The sequence below is a fragment of the Streptococcus sp. S784/96/1 genome, assembly GCF_902729355.1.
GTDB classification, from domain to species: Bacteria; Bacillota; Bacilli; order Lactobacillales; family Streptococcaceae; genus Streptococcus; species Streptococcus caledonicus.
The window spans coordinates 76457-98388 of the sequence record NZ_CACVCC010000001.1; the positions used below are offsets into that span (position 1 = coordinate 76457).

A 21932-nucleotide genomic window follows, 5' to 3' on the forward strand; every position below is an offset into this window, starting at 1 on the left:
GGATTTTATAGCTTATGAGGTAGTAAATAGTATGAAAACGGTAGAAAATAAGCTTTTTCCTTTTTTTTGGCAACATGGTGAAGAAGAGGAAGTTTTAGTAGAATATGTCGAAAAAATTTATCAAACGGGCATGCAAGCTGTTTGTGTAGAGTCTAGACCTCATCCAGATTTTGTCGGAGATAAATGGTGGATGGATTTGGGGATTATTATCCGTGAGTGCGAAAAACGGAATATGAAAGTTTGGATTCTAGATGATTCTCATTTTCCGACCGGTTTTGCAAATGGTAAGATTAAGGATGAGCATCCTGAATACCTCAAACAATATCTCGCAATGCGTCGATTTGATATAGTCGGTCCGATGAAAGGTGCCCGTATTGATGCTGCTCAGCTAAAAGGTAGACCTTGGGAATTAGTACAAACAGAGATAATTGATATCATCGGAGTCTATATGGCAGAACGCCATTCTGGTTACAATAAAGCAGGGGATCCAATTGCTGCGGATACTTTAATTGATATCACAGAGGCATTTAAAGAGGATACGATATACTTAGATATCCCTGTCGGTCACTGGAGTGTATTTGTTGTCTTCGCTACTCACGAAGGTGGAGAAGAAGTAACGAAGGATTATTTGAATCCATTGGTGACTGAGGCAACTCAAATTTTAGTAGATGAAGTTTATGAAAAACATTTGGATAGAGTTGGTCAGTATTTTGGGAATACCATTACGGCTTTCTTCTCAGATGAGCCGCGCTTTGGAAATATCAAAGGAACGGAGGCTGTAATTGGGAAAGTAGATATGGTGCTTCCATGGCGTTTAGGTCTTGAAAATGATTGTCACTTTGATAAAAAATTCCTCCCCTTGCTTTGGGTTCCTGCGTTAGATGAAGCAGAACGTGAGATTCGTTATACTTATATGGATTTAGTAACTAGAGAATATAATCGAAACTTTGTTAAAGTCTTAGCGGATTGGTGTCAGAAGCATGGTGTGAATTATCTTGGTCATAATATTGAGGATAATGGTGCTCATGCACGATTGGGCTATGGCGCAGGTCATTTCTTTCGTGGGCAAGAAGCACAGCATTTCTCAGGTATTGATGTTATTGGGGGACAGATAGTTCCTGGTATGAATTACCATCACGATTCTTTCCAAACAGGTGGAAGTGATGGACAATTTTTCCATTATGCGCTTGCAAAATTAGGGGCTTCAGCAGCAGATTTGTATCCTCATAAAAAAGGAAGAGCTATGTGTGAGGCTTTTGGGGCGTATGGCTGGAACGAAGGGCTAAAGACCATGAAGTGGATTGCTGATCATTTGATTGTACGTGGTATTAACTATGTTGTTCCTCATGTTTTTAGTCCCAAAGAATATCCTGATTGGGATTGTCCACCACATTTTTATGCGCGTGGAAACAATCCGCAATATCGTTACATGTCAAAACTATCAGATTACATGAACCGTTTGATGACTATTTTCAGTGATGGAACACACAAAGCACCTGTAGCTCTCTTTTATCCAGCAGAATTTGAATGGGTTGGCGATTATATGCCTGTTGAAATACCTGCGCGTGCCTTGACACAGTCACAAATTGATTTTGATATTGTCAGTTGTGATTTGTTAAGAGAGGCGGATTTATCAAATGGAAAATTAACCATCAATCAGCATGATTTTGAGGTCCTTGTGGTTCCTTATGCTGAGTATATTCCAATTGATGTAATGGCTGTTTTAAATCAGGTAATTGCTTCAGGGGTTAGAGTTATATTATTGGAACAGTTACCAAAAAACCATGATAAATTTGTGGTGCAACCAAACGTTTCATCGGTATCAGAACTAGCTATTTTACTTGATGAAGTGGCAGAGATTTGTTTGAAAAGGCCGTTTGCTGAATTGGTTTATTACCATTACCAAAAAGATGGTAAGGATTATTGGATGTTCTTTAACGAGAGTGTTTCTGAGACAGTTGATGTCACTGTTCAGTTCAAATGTGAAAAACGCTCAGCTATTGCATTCGATGCTTATGCCAATACCTATCATGCTGTTGATGGTGGTCGTCTCATTTTAGAACCTTACCAAACAGTCGTTTGGATATTTGGAGAGAACAAGGAAGTCTTTTCGCTTCCTGTTACTACAAATGAAGAAATTGTGTGCACAGAGTGGAAGGTTTCATTAGCAGATGCACGTTCCTATCCAAATTTTACTCCAATTACTAAAATGACGGAATTACAACCATTAAATATTCTAGACGGATACGACAAATCAAGTGGTACGGTTTCTTATCAAGCAATTGTAACAGTTGATGATGCAGAAAATATAGTTGGATTAGATTTAGGCGAGGCTTACGAAGCTGCTGAAGTATTTATCAATGGACAATCTGCTGGTGTGAAAATCTCACCTCCATATCGTTTTGATACAACAGGATTATTCAAGGACGGAGAAAATGACCTTCGTATTGAGGTTACCAATACACTCGGCACAGTCTTTCGTGGTGGTTTAAATCAGTATCTTACAATTGAGCCATTTGGATTAACAGAGGGTATTAAATTGTTAAAATCGTGATAGATTTGGCTTATTCATTTGATTTTTGTGATTCCTACTGTGGCAATATCATCTAAATCAAATATTTTAACTGATATCATTAGTCAAAAACATAGAATCATTACATTTTTATGATTGAATTCTATGTTTTTTTCTTTGTCTTTTTGATCTGTTATATAAAAGAAAGTCTTTTTTATGATATAATATAAATGATTAACCTTGAGAAAGGCTTTATTTTGGACTTGTTAACTATTTTAGCAACTTATTCTGTTATAGAGACAGAACATCTGTACCTAAGACCGTTCTCATTTGCAGATGCGGAAAGTTTTTATGAGATTGCAAGTAACCCTGATAATTTGGATTTTATCTTTCCGATGAGGACAACAAGAAGTGAGAGTGATTATCTTCTAGTGCACGGTTTTCTAAAAAATCCATTGGGGGTTTGGGCAGTTGAAGAGAAATCAGTTGGTAAACTTATTGGAGCTATTAAGTTTGATAAGTTAGATCCAGTTGAAAGATGGGCGGAGCTAGGTTACTTTGTTAAAAAAGAGTTTCAAGGACAAGGCTTTGCTACGGAGATGCTAAAAACGATTGCTTTTTTGAGTTTTCAAGAATTTGGTTTAAAAAAGCTCTGCCTTGTTACTCATGAGGAAAATAAGGCAAGTCAGCGGGTTGCAGAAAAATCTGGCTTTAAAGTGAAACGTCGTTACAAAGGCAGTGACCGTTACACCCATAAAGTGCGTAAGTATTTAGCATTTGAGTTGTACAAAGAAAATGACAATTAACATCATATGATATAACCTGTTGTGCTAGTTATTTTCTTTTTTAGCACTTATCTTTATGTGGTGCGGGGCGCTTCAAAGGTCTAGGAGACCTTTGAAAGTGGGAAATGAAGTTCGCGAAGTCGGCATCAAAACCTCCTACAGGTTCCATTCCTTTTTGTCTTGCCAACCCCATCGCGGAAAGCGCTGGATGTGGCGACTTCGTCGACCTTGATAACTACTTCTGCATATAGCTGTACGGTTTAAGTGATATCTATGTAAAAAAGAAACTTAAATAATAGTCTTCGGCAGCTTCAGATACCTCTATTATTTGTACTGTAAATCTGTTGAAATAAATTTAACTAGCATAACAAGTATGATATATAATTTAGTTTCTAAGTAGTTAATCATCTTTGAATGCTCTTGACACAGCTACAATTATTCCTAGGCGCATGGTCGCTTTGGTATTTATGGCAATGAAATTGTCACTTCTATAACTTTCCGTAGTGGTGAAAGAGACTGATAAAAAAGAGTAGACTATTTTAAAGACTGGATGATTATCATGTAAAAGAAATTGTTGGGAAAGGAAACAAAACTGTTTTAAGTATGCTGAGGCAATATTAGGCGTACTCTTAGGACAAACTTAGGAACTTCTTTATGAGTAAGCACCAGGAAATTTTAGATTATTTAGAAAATCTAGCAGTAGGGAAACGTGTCAGTGTTCGCTCAATTTCTAATCACCTCAAGGTTAGTGATGGGACTGCCTATCGTGCCATTAAAGAGGCTGAAAATCGTGGAATTGTAGAAACTCGTCCCCGTTCAGGGACAGTACGTGTTGATAAAAAAATGCGTGTCCGATTGGATAAACTGACTTATGCAGAAATTGCTAGAATTTCTGACTCGGACATTGTAGCTGGAGTAAGTGGCTTGGGTCGTGAATTTAGTAAATTTTCAATCGGAGCGATGACTCGTGAAAATATTTTGCGTTATCTAGTTAATTCTGGACTTCTCATTGTAGGGGACCGTGAGGATATCCAACTTCTAGCTTTAGAACATCAAAATGCCGTTCTAGTGACAGGAGGCTTTTCGGTATCTGACAAGGTTAAGGAAATGGCAGAGCACACCGGAATTCCTGTTATGGTGACGAGCTATGATACCTTCAGTGTGGCGACTATGATTAACCAAGCCCTCTCCAACGCACGTATAAAAACTGATGTTAAAACAGTTGATGAGATTTATCAGTTTAAATCAGAATATGGTTATCTATTTGGAACAGATAAAGTTAAAGATTTCCACGGCCTGACTAAGAAAACTAATCACGTCCGTTTTCCTGTCGTCAATGAAAATGAAAAAGTTATTGGTGTGGTGAGTATGCGAGACATTGCTCAGAGAGAGCTTGAAGAAACCATTAGTTCGGTCATGACAAACATTCCTTTTACAACCAAACCGAGTGTTAGTTTGGCTAATATTAGTCAAAAAATGATTTTTGAAGATTATAATATGGTACCAGTTGTGGCTGATGATTTAACGCTTCTAGGAGTGATTACTCGTCGTCAAATCTTAGAGGGAATGCAAAATCTTCGTCACCCTAATCTTCATACCTATAGCGAACAAATGTTGGCGCACCTACATCATGAAAAAGATGGTTTTTCCTTTGTCGTAGAGCCTGTCATGTTAGATCATTTAGGTCAATTAGCGCAAGGTGTCTTAGCAGAATATTTCAAAGAAGTAGCGCATCGTCTTTTAACTAAAAAAAGTAAAAAGAATGTTATAATCGACCAAATGATGATATACTTTTTAGAGGCTGTTCAAATTGATGACCGTTTAACCATTGCGTCTAAAATTGTTATGGAAAATCGCCGTAGCAGTATTTTGGATATTGAGATTTATTTGGAAAATCAAATGGTTGCTAAAGCGATGGTAACCACAAAAACCACGTAATCATAAACAGTTAGTAGTTTGAAAATGAAACAACAATCTAGCAGAACATATAAAAGACCATCTCAAGGTACTGAAAGGGTCTAAATGAAGAGACAAAGGTATTTTTCTAGTCTCTTGAAAATAAAGATTAAGATATAAAAAGGAGAAAAATTTGATCACTTTAAAATCACAACGTGAAATTGAAGCTATGGATAAAGCAGGGGATTTTCTTGCCTCAATTCATATAGGCCTTCGTGAATTGTTAAAACCAGGTGTTGACATGTGGGAAGTTGAGGAATATGTTCGTCGCCGCTGTAAAGAAGAAAATGTTTTGCCTCTTCAAATCGGTGTAGACGGTCATCTCATGGATTATCCTTATGCGACTTGCTGTGGACTCAACGATGAAGTTGCACACGCTTTTCCGCGTCATTATATCCTCAAAGATGGTGACCTTTTAAAGGTTGACATGGTTTTATCTGAGCCTTTGGATAAAGCGGTGCTAGATGTTTCAAAATTAAATTTTGATAATGTTGCTGAGATGAAAAGGCACACTGAAAATTACAAAGGTGGCTTAGCAGATTCGTGTTGGGCATATGCTATTGGAAACGTGTCTGACAAAGTCAAAAATCTCATGGCTGTGACTAAAGAAGCAATGTATCGTGGTATTGAACAAGCAGTTGTTGGAAATCGTATCGGAGATATTGGTGCTGCGATTCAGAAATACGCAGAAAGTCATGGCTACGGTGTAGTACGTGACCTAGTGGGACATGGTGTAGGTCCTACAATGCATGAGGAACCAATGGTGCCTAACTATGGAATAGCTGGTCGTGGTCTGCGCTTGAAAGAAGGCATGGTCTTGACTGTTGAACCAATGATTAATACGGGTACCTGGGAAATTGATACCGATGTAAAGACTGGGTGGGCTCATAAAACACTTGATGGAGGACTTTCTTGTCAATATGAACATCAATTTGTCATCACAAAAGACGGTCCAGTTATTTTGACCAGTCAAGGAGAAGAACGAACGTATTAAGTGATGTATTTCTTTGGAAAAACAGAGATAGATAGAACTTTCAAGGATGTGTAAAAGTGGCTTAATTGTAAAAAAATAAGCCAATCTGATAAATTAAAAGCTACTAAGGAGTAAGGTCAAGATGAAAAAATTAGTGAATCGTCTTCAGAACAGCCAATTCTTGACTTTTTTTCTGGAGCATTATAAGGCTTCGGAAATGGATTTATCAAGCATTGCAGTAGCGTACTACTTACTATTAACCATCTTTCCTTTTCTGATTTTATTAGCTAATATTTTTCCTTATCTCAATATTGATACCAGTGAACTTTTGCTTTTTTTAAGGGATAACTTACCGCATCAATTGTATGTAAGCACGTCCGGTATTATAAGCAATATTTTTAACACCTCATCAAGTGGTCTTGTGTGGGTATCCGTTTTAACGGGACTATGGACGACTGCTAAAAGTATGACCTTTTTACAAAAAGCAATTAATAAAGCCTACGATGTGCAAGAGCATCGCGATTTTGTACTATCTCATGCAATCGGTGTGCTATCAGGTGTGATTTTAGTCTTGTTTTTGATCTTAGCCATCTTTATATCTACCTTTGGCAAAGCGGTGCTTAATATTATTTACCAACACTGGCATATTGATAGCGGACTCTACAACAGTCTATCGCATCTAACTCAGCCCTTGACGTTTCTGGTTTTTTTAATTGCTGTAAGCTTGCTATATTTTATTTTGCCAAATGTCAAAATAAAACGAATAAGAAACGTTTTACCAGGAACACTTTTTACCAGTATTGTTCTCTTGCTAACAACTAGTCTTTTTGGAGCTTACTTTAATTTGGCTATCGCAAGGTTAGAAGATTTACGATTTTTTGGTTCAGTAGCGATTTTGGTAGTCATGTTCTGGTTTATCTTTTTTGCTAAGATCTTGATTATCGGTGCGGTGTTAAACTCCTCTTTTCAGCGTAGGCGAGAAGGAGATATTGAAACAAGACGTGGTGATGTGTTGCAAATTATTCAAGAGAGACGTGAAAGACGAGACCAGCATTAGAACCAAAAAAGTGATTTTTCAGTAAATATCATTCTTTTAATGTAAACCTTTCCAAAAACATGTTATAATGATATTAAGAAAATAGTCGGAGGAATTTCTATGGCAGTGAAAGATTTTATGACTCGAAAAGTTGTCTATGTTTCGCCAGAAACAACAGTAGCTCATGCAGCTGACTTAATGAGAGAACAAGGATTGCGTAGACTTCCAGTTATTGAAAAGGATCGCTTAGTTGGTCTTGTTACAGAAGGCACAATGGCGGAGGCTCAGCCTTCCAAGGCCACAAGTTTATCTATCTACGAAATGAATTATTTACTCAATAAGACAAAAATACGTGATGTTATGATAAAAAATGTTATCACAGTTGATCCATACGCTAGTCTTGAAGATGCTATTTTCCTAATGATGACTCACAACATTGGTGTCCTCCCAGTAGCGGAAGATGGCTATGTTTCTGGTATTATTACGGATAAAGATATTTTCCGAACATTTCTCAGGGTTTCAGGCTATGGTGAGGAAGGGATTCGTGTGCGTGTTTTGACTGAAGATAGTGTCGGAGTTCTTGAAAAAATTGTCAAAACCATTTCAGATGAAAATCTTAACATTAGACGTACGGTAATTGCTGATGAACGTCATGGGAAGGTCGTCGTAGAAGTTCAAATTGATGGAAATTTTGATGCAGAAATCCTTAGAGAAAAATTAGAGAATCAAGGAATAAGGATTGATAGTCTTGTCAAAACACAGGCTAAGGCGGGATTTTAGTTTGTTAGAGGTTGGGACAAAATATCTCAACCTTCTCTTTTTGATAGTAATAACAGATCGACGCAGTGGTTGATTGGAAGTCTGCAACTGGACACTTCTTTATTTTCAAGTGTCCACCTAAAATAATCCACTGGATTATTCTCGCTCATTCGTTTTCAAGCTCGAACCTAAAATAGTCCACTGGACTATTTTAGTACCACTCAATCGTTAGCGGCCATCCTATACGAATGTGATGAACGCCGTTCATCTTATTTCCAACCTTTCAAAGGTCTCTCAGACCTTAACGATTGAGACGAACTTCGTTCGACTTATTCCTCACCTCCAAAGGTTTCCAAAACCTTTGGAGCTATGCGGATGTGGGAGTGAAACTGTCCAGTGGACAGTTTCAGCTTGAGCTTATAAACCAGAAAGCGAGGAAAAGCGAAATCGTCATTTGTTGACGATTTAACGATTTTGTCCCACTCTCTTTTACATGATTTTTTGGTAAAATAGAAGAAATGATAAACAGAAAGAAGTCATATGAAAAAAGGTTTTTTGGTATCTTTTGAAGGTCCAGATGGTGCTGGTAAAACAAGTGTATTAGAGGCTTTGGTGCCACGATTACAGGAGAAAGTTGACGATGCAATCATCACAACTAGAGAGCCAGGTGGCATCGCAATATCAGAAAAAATTCGAGATGTTATTCTTGATGTCGAACATACCAATATGGATGAAAAAACAGAGCTTTTGCTCTATATCGCCGCTCGCCGCCAACACTTAGTTGAAAAGGTTTTACCTGCTTTAAAAGCAGGTAAATTGGTTCTGGTCGATCGTTTTATTGATAGTTCAGTGGCTTATCAAGGATATGGACGAGGTCTTGATATTTCTGCCATTGATTGGCTTAATGACTATGCAACAGATGGGCATAAACCAGACCTAACCCTGTATTTTGATGTGCCGTCAGAGATTGGACTAGATCGTATTTCAAAAAATGCAGAGCGAGAAGTTAATCGGCTCGATTTAGAAGCTCTCAGCATGCATCAGAAAGTACGTTCTGGTTATTTGAAATTAGCTAATCAAGAAAGTAATCGCGTGGTAACGATTGATGCGAGTCAGTCTCTTGAAAAAGTTATCAATGATGCTTATCAAGTTGTTTTATCAGCCTTAGAAAAGGTAGAGAAATGAAATTAGCCCAACACCAATCCAAACATTTTGAACGGTTTTCTTATATTCTAAAGAATGGTCACATGAGCCATGCCTATCTTTTTTCTGGAGACTTTGGTTCGTTTGAATTAGCGCTTTGGTTAGCCAAAAGTCGATTTTGCGAACAACTCTCCGATGGTTTGCCTTGTGAAGTTTGTAGATCCTGTCGTTTAATTGAACAACGAGAATTTTCAGATGTGAAAATTGTGGAACCTCAAGGACAACTGATAAAAACAGATACTATTCGAGAGTTGACGCGTGATTTTTCTCGTTCAGGGTTTGAAGGAAAATCACAAGTTTTTATCATTAAAGATGCAGATAAAATGCATAGTAATGCGGCAAATAGTCTTTTAAAATTTATTGAAGAGCCTCAAAGTCAGTCTTACGTGATCTTGCTCACCAGTGATGAAAGTAAGGTACTGCCAACAATTAAAAGCCGTTGTCAATTATTTCGCTTTGTCAAAAATCAGCAATATTTAGAAGACCTATTGTTACAACAAGGACTTTTGAAAAGTCAAGCACGTCTTCTAGCGCAAGTTGCAACAAATGAATCAGAGGCGCTAGCCTTGTCCCAAAATAGTAAGGTGTTAGATTTGGAACAAATGTTGGAAAAATTTGTCAAACTTTTAAATCAAGAGCGTGACAAAGCTTATTTAGAAGTGTCAAGACTATCAGCCCTTGCATCAGAAAAAGATTTTCAAGATTTGACGTTTAGATTACTAACGGTTATCCTATCAGAAAAAAATATTCCAAAGTTGTTAACAGACTGTTATCAAGCAAGACGCATGTGGCAAGCTAATGTTAGTTTTCAAAATGCCTTAGATTATTTTGTGATTGCTTAGAGAAGAAGGAGGATGAATGAATAAAAAAGCATTACTGGAACAAATGGAAGCTTTCTCTCAACAATTTATGGTAAGTCTAGCAGAATTTGATGCCATGAGAAAGAAAGTCCAAGAAGTTTTTGAAGAAAATGCGCGTCTTCGTATGGAAAATACAGCCTTACGGGAGCATCTTAGTCAATTAATTATTGATGAACAGCCTCTCAGACACTCGACTCGAGGAAAAGAGCATATGGAATCCATTTATGAAGAAGGATTTCATGTTTGCAATGATTTTTATGGTCAACATCGGGAAAATAAAGAAGATTGTGCCTTTTGTATGGAACTTCTATACAGTCGAAAATAATTAATAGAGAAAATCAATAATAACAAGATTATCATTTTGATTTTTCTAATTTTGATGATTTGAGAACTGACGGGTGTCTGTCACAGACTCACGTATCGTACTAAAAGGAGAACGCCATGCAAGTTCAAAAATCCTTTAAGGGGAAAACAAGTTATGGAACCCTTTATTTGGTTCCAACCCCTATTGGAAATCTACAAGACATGACTTTTCGTGCAGTTGAAACGTTAAAAAATGTTGATGTTATCTGCGCAGAGGACACGAGAAACACTGGTTTGTTATTAAAGCATTTTGATATTGAAACGAGACAAATCTCCTTTCACGAACACAATGCTTTTGAAAAAATACCAGACTTGATTGCTCTATTAAAAGAAGGCAAAAGTCTGGCTCAGGTATCTGATGCGGGAATGCCCTCCATCTCTGACCCAGGACATGATTTGGTTAAATCGGCCATTTCAGAAGAGATTTCTGTCGTTTCTTTGCCAGGGGCTTCTGCTGGCATCACAGCTTTAATTGCATCAGGATTAGCTCCTCAACCACATATTTTTCATGGTTTTTTACCGAGAAAAGCAGGGCAGCAAAAGGCATTTTTCCAAGAAAAAAAAGCTTACCCAGAGACCCAAATTTTTTACGAAAGCCCTTATCGTGTATCTGATACGCTGGAAAATATGTTGGAAATCTATGGTGACCGTGATGTTGTCGTGGTTAGAGAATTGACTAAACTTTACGAAGAATACCAACGTGGAAAGATTTCAGAAGTTTTAACTTATCTATTAGAAAATCCTCTGAAAGGAGAATGCTTGATTTTAGTTTCAGGAGCTTCTGAGGATGTTATTTCTGATGACATCGTGGACGAATTAGACCTAGAGGATTTAGTTGCACAGCTCATTTCTCAAGGGAAAAAGCCCAATCAAGCCATCAAGGAAGTCGCTAAAACTTACAACCTCAATCGTCAAGAGGTTTACAATGCTTATCATAAGATTTAGAAGGAAACTAACATGTACGAAAATTTACTAGACCGCTTTTTAACCTACGTTAAAATTAACACACGTTCAGATGAAAACAGCACGACAACACCATCTACACCAAGTCAAACGGATTTTGCACTCAATATCTTGAAGCCAGAAATGGAGCGCATTGGGCTTGTTGATGTGCATTATTTAGAGCACAATGGCTATATTGTTGGTACTTTACCAGCTAATGGCGAGGGGTTCAAGCACACCATTGGTTATATTTCTCATATTGATACCGCTGATTTTAATGCTGAAAATATTGCGCCACAAGTCATTGAAAACTATGACGGTGGTGATATTGCACTTGGTTCATCAGGCTATAGCCTATCTCCAAAGGATTTTCCAAATCTTGATAATTACAAAGGACAAACCTTAATTACAACAGATGGGACAACACTTCTTGGTGCTGATGATAAATCAGGTATTGCTGAAATTATGACTGCTGTTGAATACCTTGCAAGCCACCCTGAAATTGAGCATGGAGAAATCCGTGTTGGGTTTGGTCCAGATGAAGAAATTGGTGTTGGTGCTAATAAATTTGATGTTGAGGACTTTAACGTTGACTTTGCCTATACCATTGATGGTGGACCACTCGGTGAACTTCAATATGAAACTTTTAGCGCAGCCGCAGCGGAACTTCGCTTTATCGGGCGAAATGTTCATCCAGGAACAGCTAAAAATAGCATGATTAACGCCCTGCAATTAGCAACAGATTTCCATAATCAACTACCTTCTGGAGAACGCCCTGAGCATACAGAAGGTTATGAAGGGTTCTATCATCTTCATGGTTTGAGTGGAACTGTTGATGAGGCGACAAGCTCTTATATTATCCGTGACTTTGAGGATAAGGCTTTTGAAAATCGCAAAGCTGAAATGGAGAAAATCGCAGCTAAGATGAATGCAGAACTCGGAGAAGAACGCGTCATTTTGACCCTTCACGACCAATACTATAACATGAAAAAAGTCATTGAAAAAGACATGACACCAGTTAATATTGCCAAGTCTGTTATGGAAAATCTTGAGATTAAACCAATCATCGAACCAATTCGTGGCGGTACAGATGGCTCTAAAATCTCCTTTATGGGAATTCCAACACCAAACATCTTTGCAGGCGGTGAAAACATGCATGGTCGCTTTGAATATGTCAGCCTACAAACCATGGAAAAAGCAGTTGATGTTATCATCGGGATTTCAACATATAGGGATAAAAATTAGAAACAAGCTATAAAATATGTTACAATGAGAATAGGACAGGAGTCATGATTTCGTAGTTTTGGCTTCCTCTTGTTATCTCATTTCTAAGCTCAGGCTAAATCTGTCCAGTGGATTATTTTAGGCAGACACTTGAAAATAAAAAGCAGACCTCCAATCAACCACTGCATCAAGTTATCTATAAACTAAAATTTAAGAGGCGGGGATATTTTTGTCCCAACCTCCTTTTGATGTCATTATATGGAAAGGGGAAGTGACATGATTAAACTTTTTGGGAAAATCAGATATCATTGGCAACCAGAGTTATCATGGTTATTGATTTATTGGTCACTGACCTTTTTACCTATTTTTATTGGTTTGTCCATGCTCTATGAAAAAACAGACGTTCCAATGGCATTTTTTGTTATGATAGGAGTATTTGGGACCCTGTTTAGTCTTGGCTTCCATCGTTACTTTATCATTGGAGACGATGGTCGCTTAGAGATTGTCGATAGTCAGTTTTGGAAGCAAACCTATGTGCTCATTTCTGATATTGAGAAAGTAGAAGTAACCAAGACCACTTTAAGTTTAGTTTTGACAAACGGTCAAAGCCAGTTATACTACATGAGAAAGTGGCCTAAGAAATATTTTCTGGATGCTCTTGCCATTCACCCAGATTTTGTGGGAGAAGTTGAGCTTTTGGATAATTTTATCAAGTTGGACTATTTTGAACACTACCAGGACGACAAAAAGGTTTCTACTCATTAATAAGGGCCTTGGTTGGGCAGGATTTGACGGCGAGAAGTGTGTCATGATCTGTGTCATCAAACTGTTGAGTGAGTAGATTGCTATTAGTGAATTTAACAATGCCGTCATCATGATAATCAAAGGCTGTTGAGTAGGTTTGGCAAAGGCCACAAGCAATACATTTTTCTGGAATTATAGATACTTTCATGGTATCATTGTAATATGAATTTTTAGATTTAACAAGGGAGAAATCATGAGTAAAGAACCATGGGAAGAGCAGGTGTTTCCCAAAGATGAACAGGGAGAGTCTAGGAAAGAGCGAAAAAATGCTGGCGTTCAAACACCGATTTTGACAATTTTGCTGAGTATCTTTTTCGTTATTTTTGTTGGAGTTTTATTGTTCGCTTTCTATACCTCAAATGGCAATACGAGTCGTGAAGAGGCTACAACTGGTTTTTACGGTGCTTCTACTCAAGTTGATACTAAAAATAAAAAATCAGAGTCTGATTCTAGCGAAACGCAGTCAGTATCACAATTAGAAGAACCCACTGAAACGACCAGTGTTAGTCAGACTGAAGCGGTTATCCGAAATGGTGGAACGACGGTTGTAGAAGCAGGTGAGGGGGCGGGGGCTATTGCGGCACGTGTTGGAATATCTTTAGACAAGCTTTACGCCTTAAATCCTGAAAAAATGACTGGTCCTGGTGGAACGTGGTGGGCAAATCCTGGCGATGTGGTTTACATTGATTAGAAAGTAAGACATGAAAAATATTAGAATTGCTGTTGATGGACCTGCCTCAAGTGGGAAATCAACGGTAGCGAAAATTATTGCTAAAAATCTTGGGTACACTTATTTAGATACAGGTGCGATGTACCGTTGTGCAACTTATCTTGCTTTGAAAAATGATTTGACAGATGAAAATGTAGCGATGATTTTACAGCAATTAGATGAACACCCTATTTCTTTTGGCAGAGACATTGAAGGAAATCAATTAGTTTTTCTAGGTGATGTAGATGTCACCCTGGCCATCCGTCAAAATGATATCACAAATAATGTTTCTTGGATTTCAGCTTTACCAGAAATTCGTGAAGAATTAGTTGCGCAACAGCGCCGAATCGCTGAAAAAGGAGCCATTATTATGGATGGCCGTGACATAGGGACAGTTGTTTTACCTGATGCAGAATTAAAAATTTTCTTAATTGCTTCTGTTGATGAGCGTGCAGAAAGACGTTATAAAGAAAACCTTGAAAAAGGAATTCCAACGGATCTTGAAACGTTAAAAGAAGAGATTGCGGCGCGCGATTATAAAGATAGTCACCGTAAAATATCACCGCTTAAGGCGGCTGATGACGCTATTACTTTTGATACAACAGGGGTTAACATTGAAGGAGTTGTCAACTTTATTCAAGAAAAAGCGAAAAAAATTATTGACAAGGGCTAGTCTATCTGTTACAATGGTAGCAATGAGAAAAGCAGAAGTGAGAACTTCTCGCCTTGCGACCTAGGTTGTCTGGCCCTACATGTCAAATTTCAGTAATGAAATAAAATGTGTGCGGGCTTGGTTTGTCAAGTCCGCTTTTGGTTTTCTCTAAAAAAATGAAGAGGTGAAGATCATAGCTAAAAAAGATCTATTCATCAACGACGAAATTCGTGTTCGCGAAGTTCGTTTGGTTGGTCTTGAAGGTGAACAATTAGGAATCAAGCCATTGTCAGAAGCGCAAGCCATTGCTGACCAAGCAAATGTTGATTTGGTTTTAATTCAACCACAAGCGACACCGCCAGTTGCGAAAATTATGGACTATGGTAAGTTCAAATTCGAATACCAAAAGAAACAAAAAGAACAACGTAAAAAACAAAGCGTTGTAACGGTTAAAGAAGTTCGTCTTAGCCCAGTAATTGATAAAGGTGACTTTGAGACAAAACTTCGTAATGGCCGTAAGTTTCTTGAAAAGGGAAATAAAGTCAAAGTTTCTATTCGATTTAAAGGACGTATGATTACCCATAAAGAAATTGGTGCAAAGGTGTTAGCAGAATTTGCTGAAGCAACACAAGATATTGCAATTATTGAGCAACGCGCTAAAATGGATGGGCGCCAAATGTTCATGCAACTTGCACCAATCCCTGACAAGAAATAGTCAGATAATATATTTATAGAGGAGAATTCTAAAATGCCAAAACAAAAAACACACCGCGCATCAGCTAAACGTTTCAAACGTACAGGTTCTGGTGGTCTTAAACGTTTCCGTGCTTTCACATCTCACCGTTTCCACGGGAAAACTAAAAAGCAACGTCGTCACTTGCGTAAAGCAGGCATGGTACATGCTGGTGACTTTAAACGTATCAAAGCAATGCTTACTCAAATGCGTTAATCGCTAGAAGCATTCAACTACTTACTGAATTATTTGGAGGAAAATATAAATGGCACGTGTTAAAGGTGGCGTTGTCTCACGCAAACGTCGTAAACGTATTCTTAAATTAGCTAAAGGTTACTATGGAGCAAAACACATCTTGTTCCGTACTGCAAAAGAGCAAGTAATGAACTCTTACTACTATGCATACCGTGACCGTCGTCAGAAAAAACGTGATTTCCGTAAATTATGGATCACTCGTATCAACGCGGCTGCTCGTATGAATGGTTTGTCATACTCACAATTGATGCATGGTTTGAAACTTGCTGAAATCGAAGTAAACCGTAAAATGCTTGCTGACCTTGCTGTTAACGATGCAGCAGCTTTCACAGCTCTTGCAGATGCAGCTAAAGCAAAATTAGGTAAATAATGAGTTACCGTTTAAGCGACCTCTGCTAAGGTCGTTTTTTTGTGGTATCAAATTATAGAGTCGTTAAAAAAGGATAGAGTCAAAAAGTCAAGTTTCATACTTTTTTTATAGTGGATTGAATAAAGGTCAGCACATCATTAAATAGCTTTGATGAAGTCTAGTTCTATCAGAAGCTCCTAGCCTTGCCCTATTATAGTAATTTGAATTAAGAACATGACGTCGATGAATCATTTTGATCAAAGATAATCCTAATTAGTTATTCTATATTTTGTCCTAATCTATGTTCAATTAACTATAGTTTCTCAATCTACCATAAAATGACTATCGAACAATTAAAAAGGCATAGAATTGACGTTTTTTAAGAACATCATTCCATGCCTTTTACTGTATTCTGAAAGGTTTATCAAGCTCCTCATCTGACAGTTTCTTTGCAGTTAGCTCCAACGAGTTTTTTCACTAAAAGAAGAAGGTAACCTCCGACAACATAAGCTGAAGCAATGATAAGTGAATTAATGAGTACCTTTTGAAGTCCAAATTTATTGACATTAATAAAGAAGTAAGCATAAGGGCTGTCTTTAGCGCCAGGAATCGGTAGTTGTAATACCATACCATTAAAAATAGCAAAAGCAAAATACCCTAAAGGGAATGAAGTCCAAGTTAGTGGGTCAAACCAACGATAGCTATTTTTCTTATCAATTATAAGCGTATCAAGAATAAATCCGATTGGTGCTATGTAATGAACAAGGAAATTACGAATATTCCAATAAGCGTGAGGTTCTGCTAAAGGAGCTAGCATAAAATGATAGACAACGGCTGTGATCATGATAGCCATTGTTACAGTCCCCTTTGAACGTAATAATTTTGAAGAATGATTTATAGAACCATTCTTACCTTCCCAGCTAATAAGATAGAAGAGAAAACTAAAAACAAGGATGTTTGAAATAACGGTATAATAAAGTAGCATACCAAAGCCATCTTGATAGATTTGCATACCAACACCGATCACTCCACATAAAGCAACGATAAATCTATAAAATTGTACTTTGGCTATTTTGATAATTGGGTTAATTTTACTCATTAACATTCCCTTTCTTTTATTTGGAAATCAAACTGTTTTACATTATACCACTTTTTTTCTTGACTGGCGACTGAAATATTTGTACAATCAAAAGGATTGAAGGAGGGCGACGTTATGCCAACGATTTGTGATTATGTTAACAGTGCTTCAAACAAAGATTTTGAAGAATTGGCTTTGAATGATTTGGATATTGTTTGCCTTAATGAGTTGGCCTACCTCCCTTTTGATGGTTATGTAACGCAGGATACTGCCCTTTCTTTTAAAGATATGCGCCAGAGATTAAAGAAAGAAAAATCTGCTATTCAGTATGATTTTATGCTAACCAAAGATAGAGTGAAGCTATTTGATGCTATGCTCAATAGCAAGCGTTTCAAAGATTTGATACTATCTCATTATGTGAATGATATTAGTAAAGAGTTTGAAAAACAGTTTGCGGCAATGGTTTTCCATATTCCTTCTATTAATCATTGGCAGCTGGTTTTTCGGGGAACAGATGATACCCTCATTGGTTGGAAAGAAGATTTTAAATTGACCTATATGAGCGAGATTCCAGCCCAGCGTTCTGCGGTTACCTATCTTCAACAGTTTTTGGAAAAAGCAGAGCAACCAGTCTATGTGACAGGACATTCCAAAGGTGGTAATTTAGCAGTTTATGCAGCCAGTCATCAAAAAGCGGTGCTTCAAAAGAAAATTAAAGCAGTCTTTATGCTTGATGCTCCAGGTTTTAATCCAATTTTTTTCAAGAAAGAAGGTTACCAGGGGATTCGAGATAAACTAATTGTCATGAGACCTAAAGAATCAATTGTAGGTGTTATGTTACAATTGGATGTAACACCATTTATCATAGATGCAAACCAATTTGGAGTGTCGCAGCATGCAGTAACGACTTGGAAAATTTCTGAAAAAGGCCATTTTATTAGCAATGAACCAACCAATCTCAGCAAGCAATTGGATAAAACATTTGACCAATGGGTATCAGAACTTAGCAAGTCAGAATTGAAAGTAATCGTTGATTTACTTTTTGATACCTTGATGGATGCAGGTATTAACAGTCTTAATGATTTAACAACTAAGGAAGCTATTCTCAAACTCTTATCTGCATTTGGGACTATGAATCAGTTGGACAAAAAGCAACAAGCCTTGATTCAAAAGTCGCTTTGGAATCTAGTGACGGCTTTTGCTCAAAATAGTAAGCCCGACTTTAAGCCTAGCTGGCATTTGGATGACTTTTTAAAAAAATGGAAAATAAAAGAGTAGAAGCAGTTTCAGTTCAAGGAACAGCTTTTACTCTTTTCAAAAGAAGATTTTTTCTAAACAGGATTCCTCAGATTTTTTAGCATCTGTATTTTATAAGAAAGCAACCCAAAAAAACATTTTGAGTTTTGGTAAGCATTATCTAGAGAGAAAATGACTGTTTGTTAGATGAAAACATATGACGGTCAAATCTTCAAAATCATGCTATAATAGATAAGAATGAAGATATTAATGGAAAGAAGATTGAGGATTCTATCTGAATTAAATAATTGAGATTTGGCTATTCAAACCCTTGATATGAAAGGAACTATAAACTCATGGCTACTATTCAATGGTTTCCTGGGCACATGTCTAAAGCTCGGAGACAGGTACAAGAAAATTTAAAGCACGTGGATTTCGTGACAATTTTGGTGGATGCAAGGCTTCCCTTATCCAGTCAAAATCCCATGCTGACAAAGATTGTAGGAGATAAACCTCGTCTGCTCATTTTGAACAAGGCTGATTTAGCTGACATGGCTTTGATTAAAGAATGGCAGAGCTACTATGAAAAACAAGGCATTAAAACCTTGTTAATCAACTCCAAAGAGCAATCTACAGTTAAAAAAGTAACCAAGGCAGCACAAGACTTGATGGCAGATAAGATTGCTAAGTTGCGTGAACGTGGTATTCAAAAAGAAACCCTACGCACCATGATTATCGGTATTCCAAATGCTGGTAAATCAACGCTAATGAACCGCTTAGCAGGGAAGAAAATTGCAGTTGTCGGCAATAAACCAGGGGTTACTAAGGGGCAGCAATGGTTGAAATCCAATAAAAATTTGGAAATCTTGGACACGCCAGGAATTCTTTGGCCCAAATTTGAAGATGAGTTAGTTGGGCTAAAATTAGCTTTGACAGGGGCAATCAAGGATCAATTGTTGCCCATGGATGAGGTGACTATTTTTGGTTTGACCTATTTCAAAGAAAATTACCCAGAGCGTTTACAGGAACGATTTAAGGGGATTAACCTTGACGATGAGGCTCCTGAAATTATTATGTCTATGACTCGAAAATTGGGTTTTAGAGACGATTATGACCGCTTTTACCAATTATTTGTCAAAGAAGTTCGTGATGGCAAGCTCGGTCTTTACACGCTAGATAAGGTCAGTGATTTAGATGGCAACGATTAAGGAAATTAAGGAAGTCCTCCAAGGTATTACAACTCTTGAGGACAGTCGATGGGAAGACTTTGCCAAGGATGCCCGTGCAGGAGTGCAGACAGCGATTAAACAACGTCGCAAAGCCATTCAAGCCCTCATGGACGAGGAGCTACGTTTGGAAAAAATGCTGTGCTACGAAAAGGCCTGGTATGCCGAAGGGATTGAGCTGATCGCAGGGATTGATGAAGTGGGCAGAGGTCCCTTAGCTGGTCCAGTTGTCGCAGCAGCAGTCATTTTGCCGAAAGACTGTAAAATTCAAGGTTTGAATGACAGTAAAAAAATTCCCAAAAGCAAGCACCGTGCCATTTACGATGCTGTTATGGCAGAGGCTTTAGCAGTCGGTATTGGAATAAAGGATAGTCAGGTCATTGATGAGGTCAATATCTATGAGGCGACCAAGTTAGCCATGATAGAGGCGCTTGAAAACCTATCAATCAAACCACATGGACTGTTGATTGATGCCATGACTTTGGATGTTCATTTGCCGCAGCAGTCTATTATCAAAGGGGATGCCAATTCGTTGTCAATCGCCGCAGCTTCTATTGTTGCAAAGGTGACGCGTGATGATATGATGGCAGATTATGATGAAACTTTTCCTGGCTATGCCTTTGCCAAAAATGCTGGTTATGGCACAGCAGACCACTTAAAAGGTCTGAAAACATTAGGGATTACTCCGATTCACCGTAAGACCTTTGAGCCGATTAAGAGTATGATTGGAGACTAGGATGACGGAACGTGACAAGATGCTAGCTGGGCAACTCTATGATGCAGGGGATGCGGAACTGGTTGCCATGCGCTTAAAAGCCAGAGAGAACATGCGTTTATTTAATGATGAAGACGACAGGGAGAAGCGCAAAGCGCTGGTCAAATCATGGTTTGGAGGGACAGGTGAAAACTTGCTGATCGAACCACGCTTTGTCTGTGATTATGGCAGTAACATCTATGTTGGTGACAATTTTTATGCCAACTTTAATCAGACCTTTTTGGACGTCTGTGAGATTAGAATTGGTGACAATGCCATGTTTGGTCCCAATTGTCAGCTCTTGACGCCCCTCCACCCCTTGGATGCCAAGGAACGTATCTCAGGTCTAGAATATGGCGCACCAATCACTATTGGCAATAATGCTTGGTTAGGTGGTGGCGTGACCATCTTACCGGGGGTAACTCTTGGTGATAATGTCGTTGTTGGTGCAGGATCCGTTGTGACCAAGTCTTTTGGTGATAATGTGGTCATTGCTGGTAATCCCGCTAAAATTATTAAATACTTAGAAAGTTGAGTTGGTGCTCAACTTTTTTTTGCTTTTCTACGAATAATCAAGTGGAGGTAAGGCATGAACAATTTTGACTTATACAAATTACGAAAAGCTGGGTTAACCAATCTTAATATTTTAAATATCCTAGACTATCAAAAGCGTGTTGAAAAATCTCTATCTTTACGCGATATGGCAGTGGTTTCTCAATGTAAAAATCCTGTTCTATTTATCGAAACCTTTAAAAATCTTAATAGTAAGGAACTGCGTGAGGAGTTCAACCGTTTTCCTAGTTTGTCAATTTTGGATAAGGAATACCCACTTGAACTCAAAAATATCTATAATCCACCTGCTCTGCTATTTTACCAAGGAAACTTAGACCTTTTGAATAAGGAAAAATTGGGTGTCGTTGGTTCCAGGAAGTGCTCAGAAGTTGGTACCCAATCTGTAGCCAAGCTGATTAAGGAGATGGGGAATCGCTTTGTGATTGTCTCTGGTCTGGCGCGTGGGATTGATACCAGTGCCCATGTGGCTGCTTTGAAAAATGGTGGAGCAACGATTGCGGTTATCGGTTGTGGCTTAGATGTTTACTATCCTAAAGAAAATGCAAAATTACAAGACTATATCTCTAGAAATCAACTTCTCTTGACCGAATATGAGATTGGTCAGGCACCAAAGAAATTCCATTTTCCAGAGCGCAATCGGATCATAGCTGGACTGTCTCGTGGCATTATCGTGGTGGAAGCAAAAATGCGCTCGGGAAGTTTGATTACTTGTGAACGAGCTATGGAAGAAGGACGAGATATTTTTGCCGTTCCAGGTAACATTTTGGATGGAAAATCAGATGGCTGTCATCATCTAATCCAAGAAGGTGCAAAGTGCGTCACTACAGGCTTTGACATCATTTCTGAGTATTTTTAGAAAATTGACTTTTTCCTATAGGAGAAGTTTTCTATTGACAGGATTAAAAAACTGGGTTATCATGCTATAGATTTAATTGAAAAAATAAAGGAAA

24 protein-coding genes and 1 other annotated feature are annotated in these 21932 nt (G+C 38.0%); of the genes, 22 read left to right on the forward strand and 2 right to left on the reverse strand.

Features of this window, described 5'->3' with window-relative positions:
- The first annotated feature begins 31 nt into the window (after positions 1–31).
- The 12 genes from GZ996_RS00285 (at position 32) to GZ996_RS00340 (ending at position 13378) form a co-directional block, all read left to right on the forward strand.
- Complete coding sequence (locus tag GZ996_RS00285; protein ID WP_162011049.1) at positions 32–2554, forward strand: glycosylhydrolase-like jelly roll fold domain-containing protein; 2523 nt, start codon at positions 32–34, stop codon at positions 2552–2554.
- A 215-nt stretch (positions 2555–2769) separates the two neighbouring features.
- Complete coding sequence (locus GZ996_RS00290) at positions 2770–3318, forward strand: GNAT family N-acetyltransferase (protein WP_162011092.1); 549 nt, start codon at positions 2770–2772, stop codon at positions 3316–3318.
- 633 nt (positions 3319–3951) lie between these two features.
- On the forward strand, positions 3952–5235 hold the full coding sequence (gene spxR, locus GZ996_RS00295) for a CBS-HotDog domain-containing transcription factor SpxR (protein WP_156805711.1): 1284 nt from the start codon (positions 3952–3954) through the stop codon (positions 5233–5235).
- A gap of 151 nt (positions 5236–5386) precedes the next feature.
- Complete coding sequence (locus GZ996_RS00300; RefSeq protein ID WP_161980191.1) at positions 5387–6247, forward strand: methionyl aminopeptidase; 861 nt, start codon at positions 5387–5389, stop codon at positions 6245–6247.
- 121 nt (positions 6248–6368) lie between these two features.
- Positions 6369–7283 (forward strand): YihY/virulence factor BrkB family protein, encoded by a 915-nt coding sequence (locus GZ996_RS00305; RefSeq protein WP_156805713.1) that lies wholly within the window; start codon positions 6369–6371, stop codon positions 7281–7283.
- A gap of 99 nt (positions 7284–7382) precedes the next feature.
- The gene (locus tag GZ996_RS00310; protein WP_162011050.1) at positions 7383–8042 is read left to right on the forward strand and encodes a CBS domain-containing protein; all 660 of its coding nucleotides are present in this window, start codon (positions 7383–7385) and stop codon (positions 8040–8042) included.
- A 519-nt stretch (positions 8043–8561) separates the two neighbouring features.
- Entirely contained in the window at positions 8562–9206 is a 645-nt protein-coding gene (gene tmk, locus GZ996_RS00315) for a dTMP kinase (protein WP_156805715.1), read from the forward strand.
- Positions 9203–10066 carry a DNA polymerase III subunit delta' gene (locus GZ996_RS00320; RefSeq protein ID WP_162011051.1) on the forward strand — a complete coding sequence of 288 codons (864 nt, stop codon included), beginning with the start codon at positions 9203–9205 and terminating at the stop codon, positions 10064–10066. The genes tmk and GZ996_RS00320 overlap by 4 nt, the downstream gene beginning before the upstream one ends.
- 16 nt (positions 10067–10082) lie before the next feature.
- Positions 10083–10409 (forward strand): DNA replication initiation control protein YabA, encoded by a 327-nt coding sequence (gene yabA, locus GZ996_RS00325; protein WP_156805717.1) that lies wholly within the window; start codon positions 10083–10085, stop codon positions 10407–10409.
- A gap of 116 nt (positions 10410–10525) precedes the next feature.
- The gene (gene rsmI / locus GZ996_RS00330) at positions 10526–11392 is read left to right on the forward strand and encodes a 16S rRNA (cytidine(1402)-2'-O)-methyltransferase (RefSeq protein WP_156805718.1); all 867 of its coding nucleotides are present in this window, start codon (positions 10526–10528) and stop codon (positions 11390–11392) included.
- Positions 11393–11404: 12 nt separating this feature from the next.
- Positions 11405–12634 carry a peptidase T gene (gene pepT, locus GZ996_RS00335; protein ID WP_162011052.1) on the forward strand — a complete coding sequence of 410 codons (1230 nt, stop codon included), beginning with the start codon at positions 11405–11407 and terminating at the stop codon, positions 12632–12634.
- A 255-nt stretch (positions 12635–12889) separates the two neighbouring features.
- Positions 12890–13378 carry an EbsA family protein gene (locus tag GZ996_RS00340; protein ID WP_156805720.1) on the forward strand — a complete coding sequence of 163 codons (489 nt, stop codon included), beginning with the start codon at positions 12890–12892 and terminating at the stop codon, positions 13376–13378.
- Here GZ996_RS00340 and GZ996_RS00345 read toward each other — a convergent pair.
- Positions 13368–13565, reverse strand: coding sequence for a ferredoxin (locus tag GZ996_RS00345; RefSeq protein ID WP_161979009.1), 198 nt, complete (start codon positions 13563–13565; stop codon positions 13368–13370). The two genes, GZ996_RS00340 and GZ996_RS00345, sit on opposite strands and share 11 nt — an antisense overlap.
- 45 nt (positions 13566–13610) lie before the next feature.
- Between GZ996_RS00345 and GZ996_RS00350 the strand changes: the two genes are divergently transcribed.
- From GZ996_RS00350 to rplT, 5 genes are all read left to right on the forward strand, one after another.
- The gene (locus tag GZ996_RS00350) at positions 13611–14108 is read left to right on the forward strand and encodes an SAG1386/EF1546 family surface-associated protein (RefSeq protein ID WP_156805722.1); all 498 of its coding nucleotides are present in this window, start codon (positions 13611–13613) and stop codon (positions 14106–14108) included.
- A 10-nt stretch (positions 14109–14118) separates the two neighbouring features.
- Positions 14119–14799 (forward strand): (d)CMP kinase, encoded by a 681-nt coding sequence (cmk, locus tag GZ996_RS00355; protein ID WP_162011053.1) that lies wholly within the window; start codon positions 14119–14121, stop codon positions 14797–14799.
- Between the two features lie 23 nt (positions 14800–14822).
- Positions 14823–14948: a sequence feature (ribosomal protein L20 leader region), on the forward strand.
- A gap of 14 nt (positions 14949–14962) precedes the next feature.
- Positions 14963–15493 carry a translation initiation factor IF-3 gene (infC, locus tag GZ996_RS00360; RefSeq protein ID WP_156805724.1) on the forward strand — a complete coding sequence of 177 codons (531 nt, stop codon included), beginning with the start codon at positions 14963–14965 and terminating at the stop codon, positions 15491–15493.
- A 33-nt stretch (positions 15494–15526) separates the two neighbouring features.
- Entirely contained in the window at positions 15527–15727 is a 201-nt protein-coding gene (gene rpmI, locus GZ996_RS00365; protein WP_027974444.1) for a 50S ribosomal protein L35, read from the forward strand.
- A 49-nt stretch (positions 15728–15776) separates the two neighbouring features.
- Positions 15777–16136, forward strand: coding sequence for a 50S ribosomal protein L20 (gene rplT / locus GZ996_RS00370; protein ID WP_000124834.1), 360 nt, complete (start codon positions 15777–15779; stop codon positions 16134–16136).
- 412 nt (positions 16137–16548) lie between these two features.
- Here rplT and GZ996_RS00375 read toward each other — a convergent pair whose 3' ends face one another.
- Positions 16549–17187, reverse strand: coding sequence for a Pr6Pr family membrane protein (locus GZ996_RS00375; RefSeq protein ID WP_162011093.1), 639 nt, complete (start codon positions 17185–17187; stop codon positions 16549–16551).
- 141 nt (positions 17188–17328) lie between these two features.
- Here GZ996_RS00375 and GZ996_RS00380 point away from each other — a divergent pair, with 141 nt between their 5' ends.
- The 5 genes from GZ996_RS00380 (at position 17329) to dprA (ending at position 21838) form a co-directional block, all read left to right on the forward strand.
- Complete coding sequence (locus GZ996_RS00380) at positions 17329–18471, forward strand: Mbeg1-like protein (RefSeq protein WP_161980195.1); 1143 nt, start codon at positions 17329–17331, stop codon at positions 18469–18471.
- A 314-nt stretch (positions 18472–18785) separates the two neighbouring features.
- Complete coding sequence (ylqF, locus tag GZ996_RS00385) at positions 18786–19637, forward strand: ribosome biogenesis GTPase YlqF (protein ID WP_156805726.1); 852 nt, start codon at positions 18786–18788, stop codon at positions 19635–19637.
- Positions 19624–20391, forward strand: coding sequence for a ribonuclease HII (locus tag GZ996_RS00390; protein WP_162011054.1), 768 nt, complete (start codon positions 19624–19626; stop codon positions 20389–20391). The genes ylqF and GZ996_RS00390 overlap by 14 nt, the downstream gene beginning before the upstream one ends.
- Position 20392: 1 nt before the next feature.
- Positions 20393–20944: a sugar O-acetyltransferase gene (locus GZ996_RS00395; protein ID WP_156805728.1), complete on the forward strand. Its 552-nt coding sequence runs from the start codon at positions 20393–20395 to the stop codon at positions 20942–20944.
- A 54-nt stretch (positions 20945–20998) separates the two neighbouring features.
- Positions 20999–21838: a DNA-processing protein DprA gene (dprA, locus tag GZ996_RS00400; RefSeq protein WP_162011055.1), complete on the forward strand. Its 840-nt coding sequence runs from the start codon at positions 20999–21001 to the stop codon at positions 21836–21838.
- Positions 21839–21932: the final 94 nt, after the last annotated feature.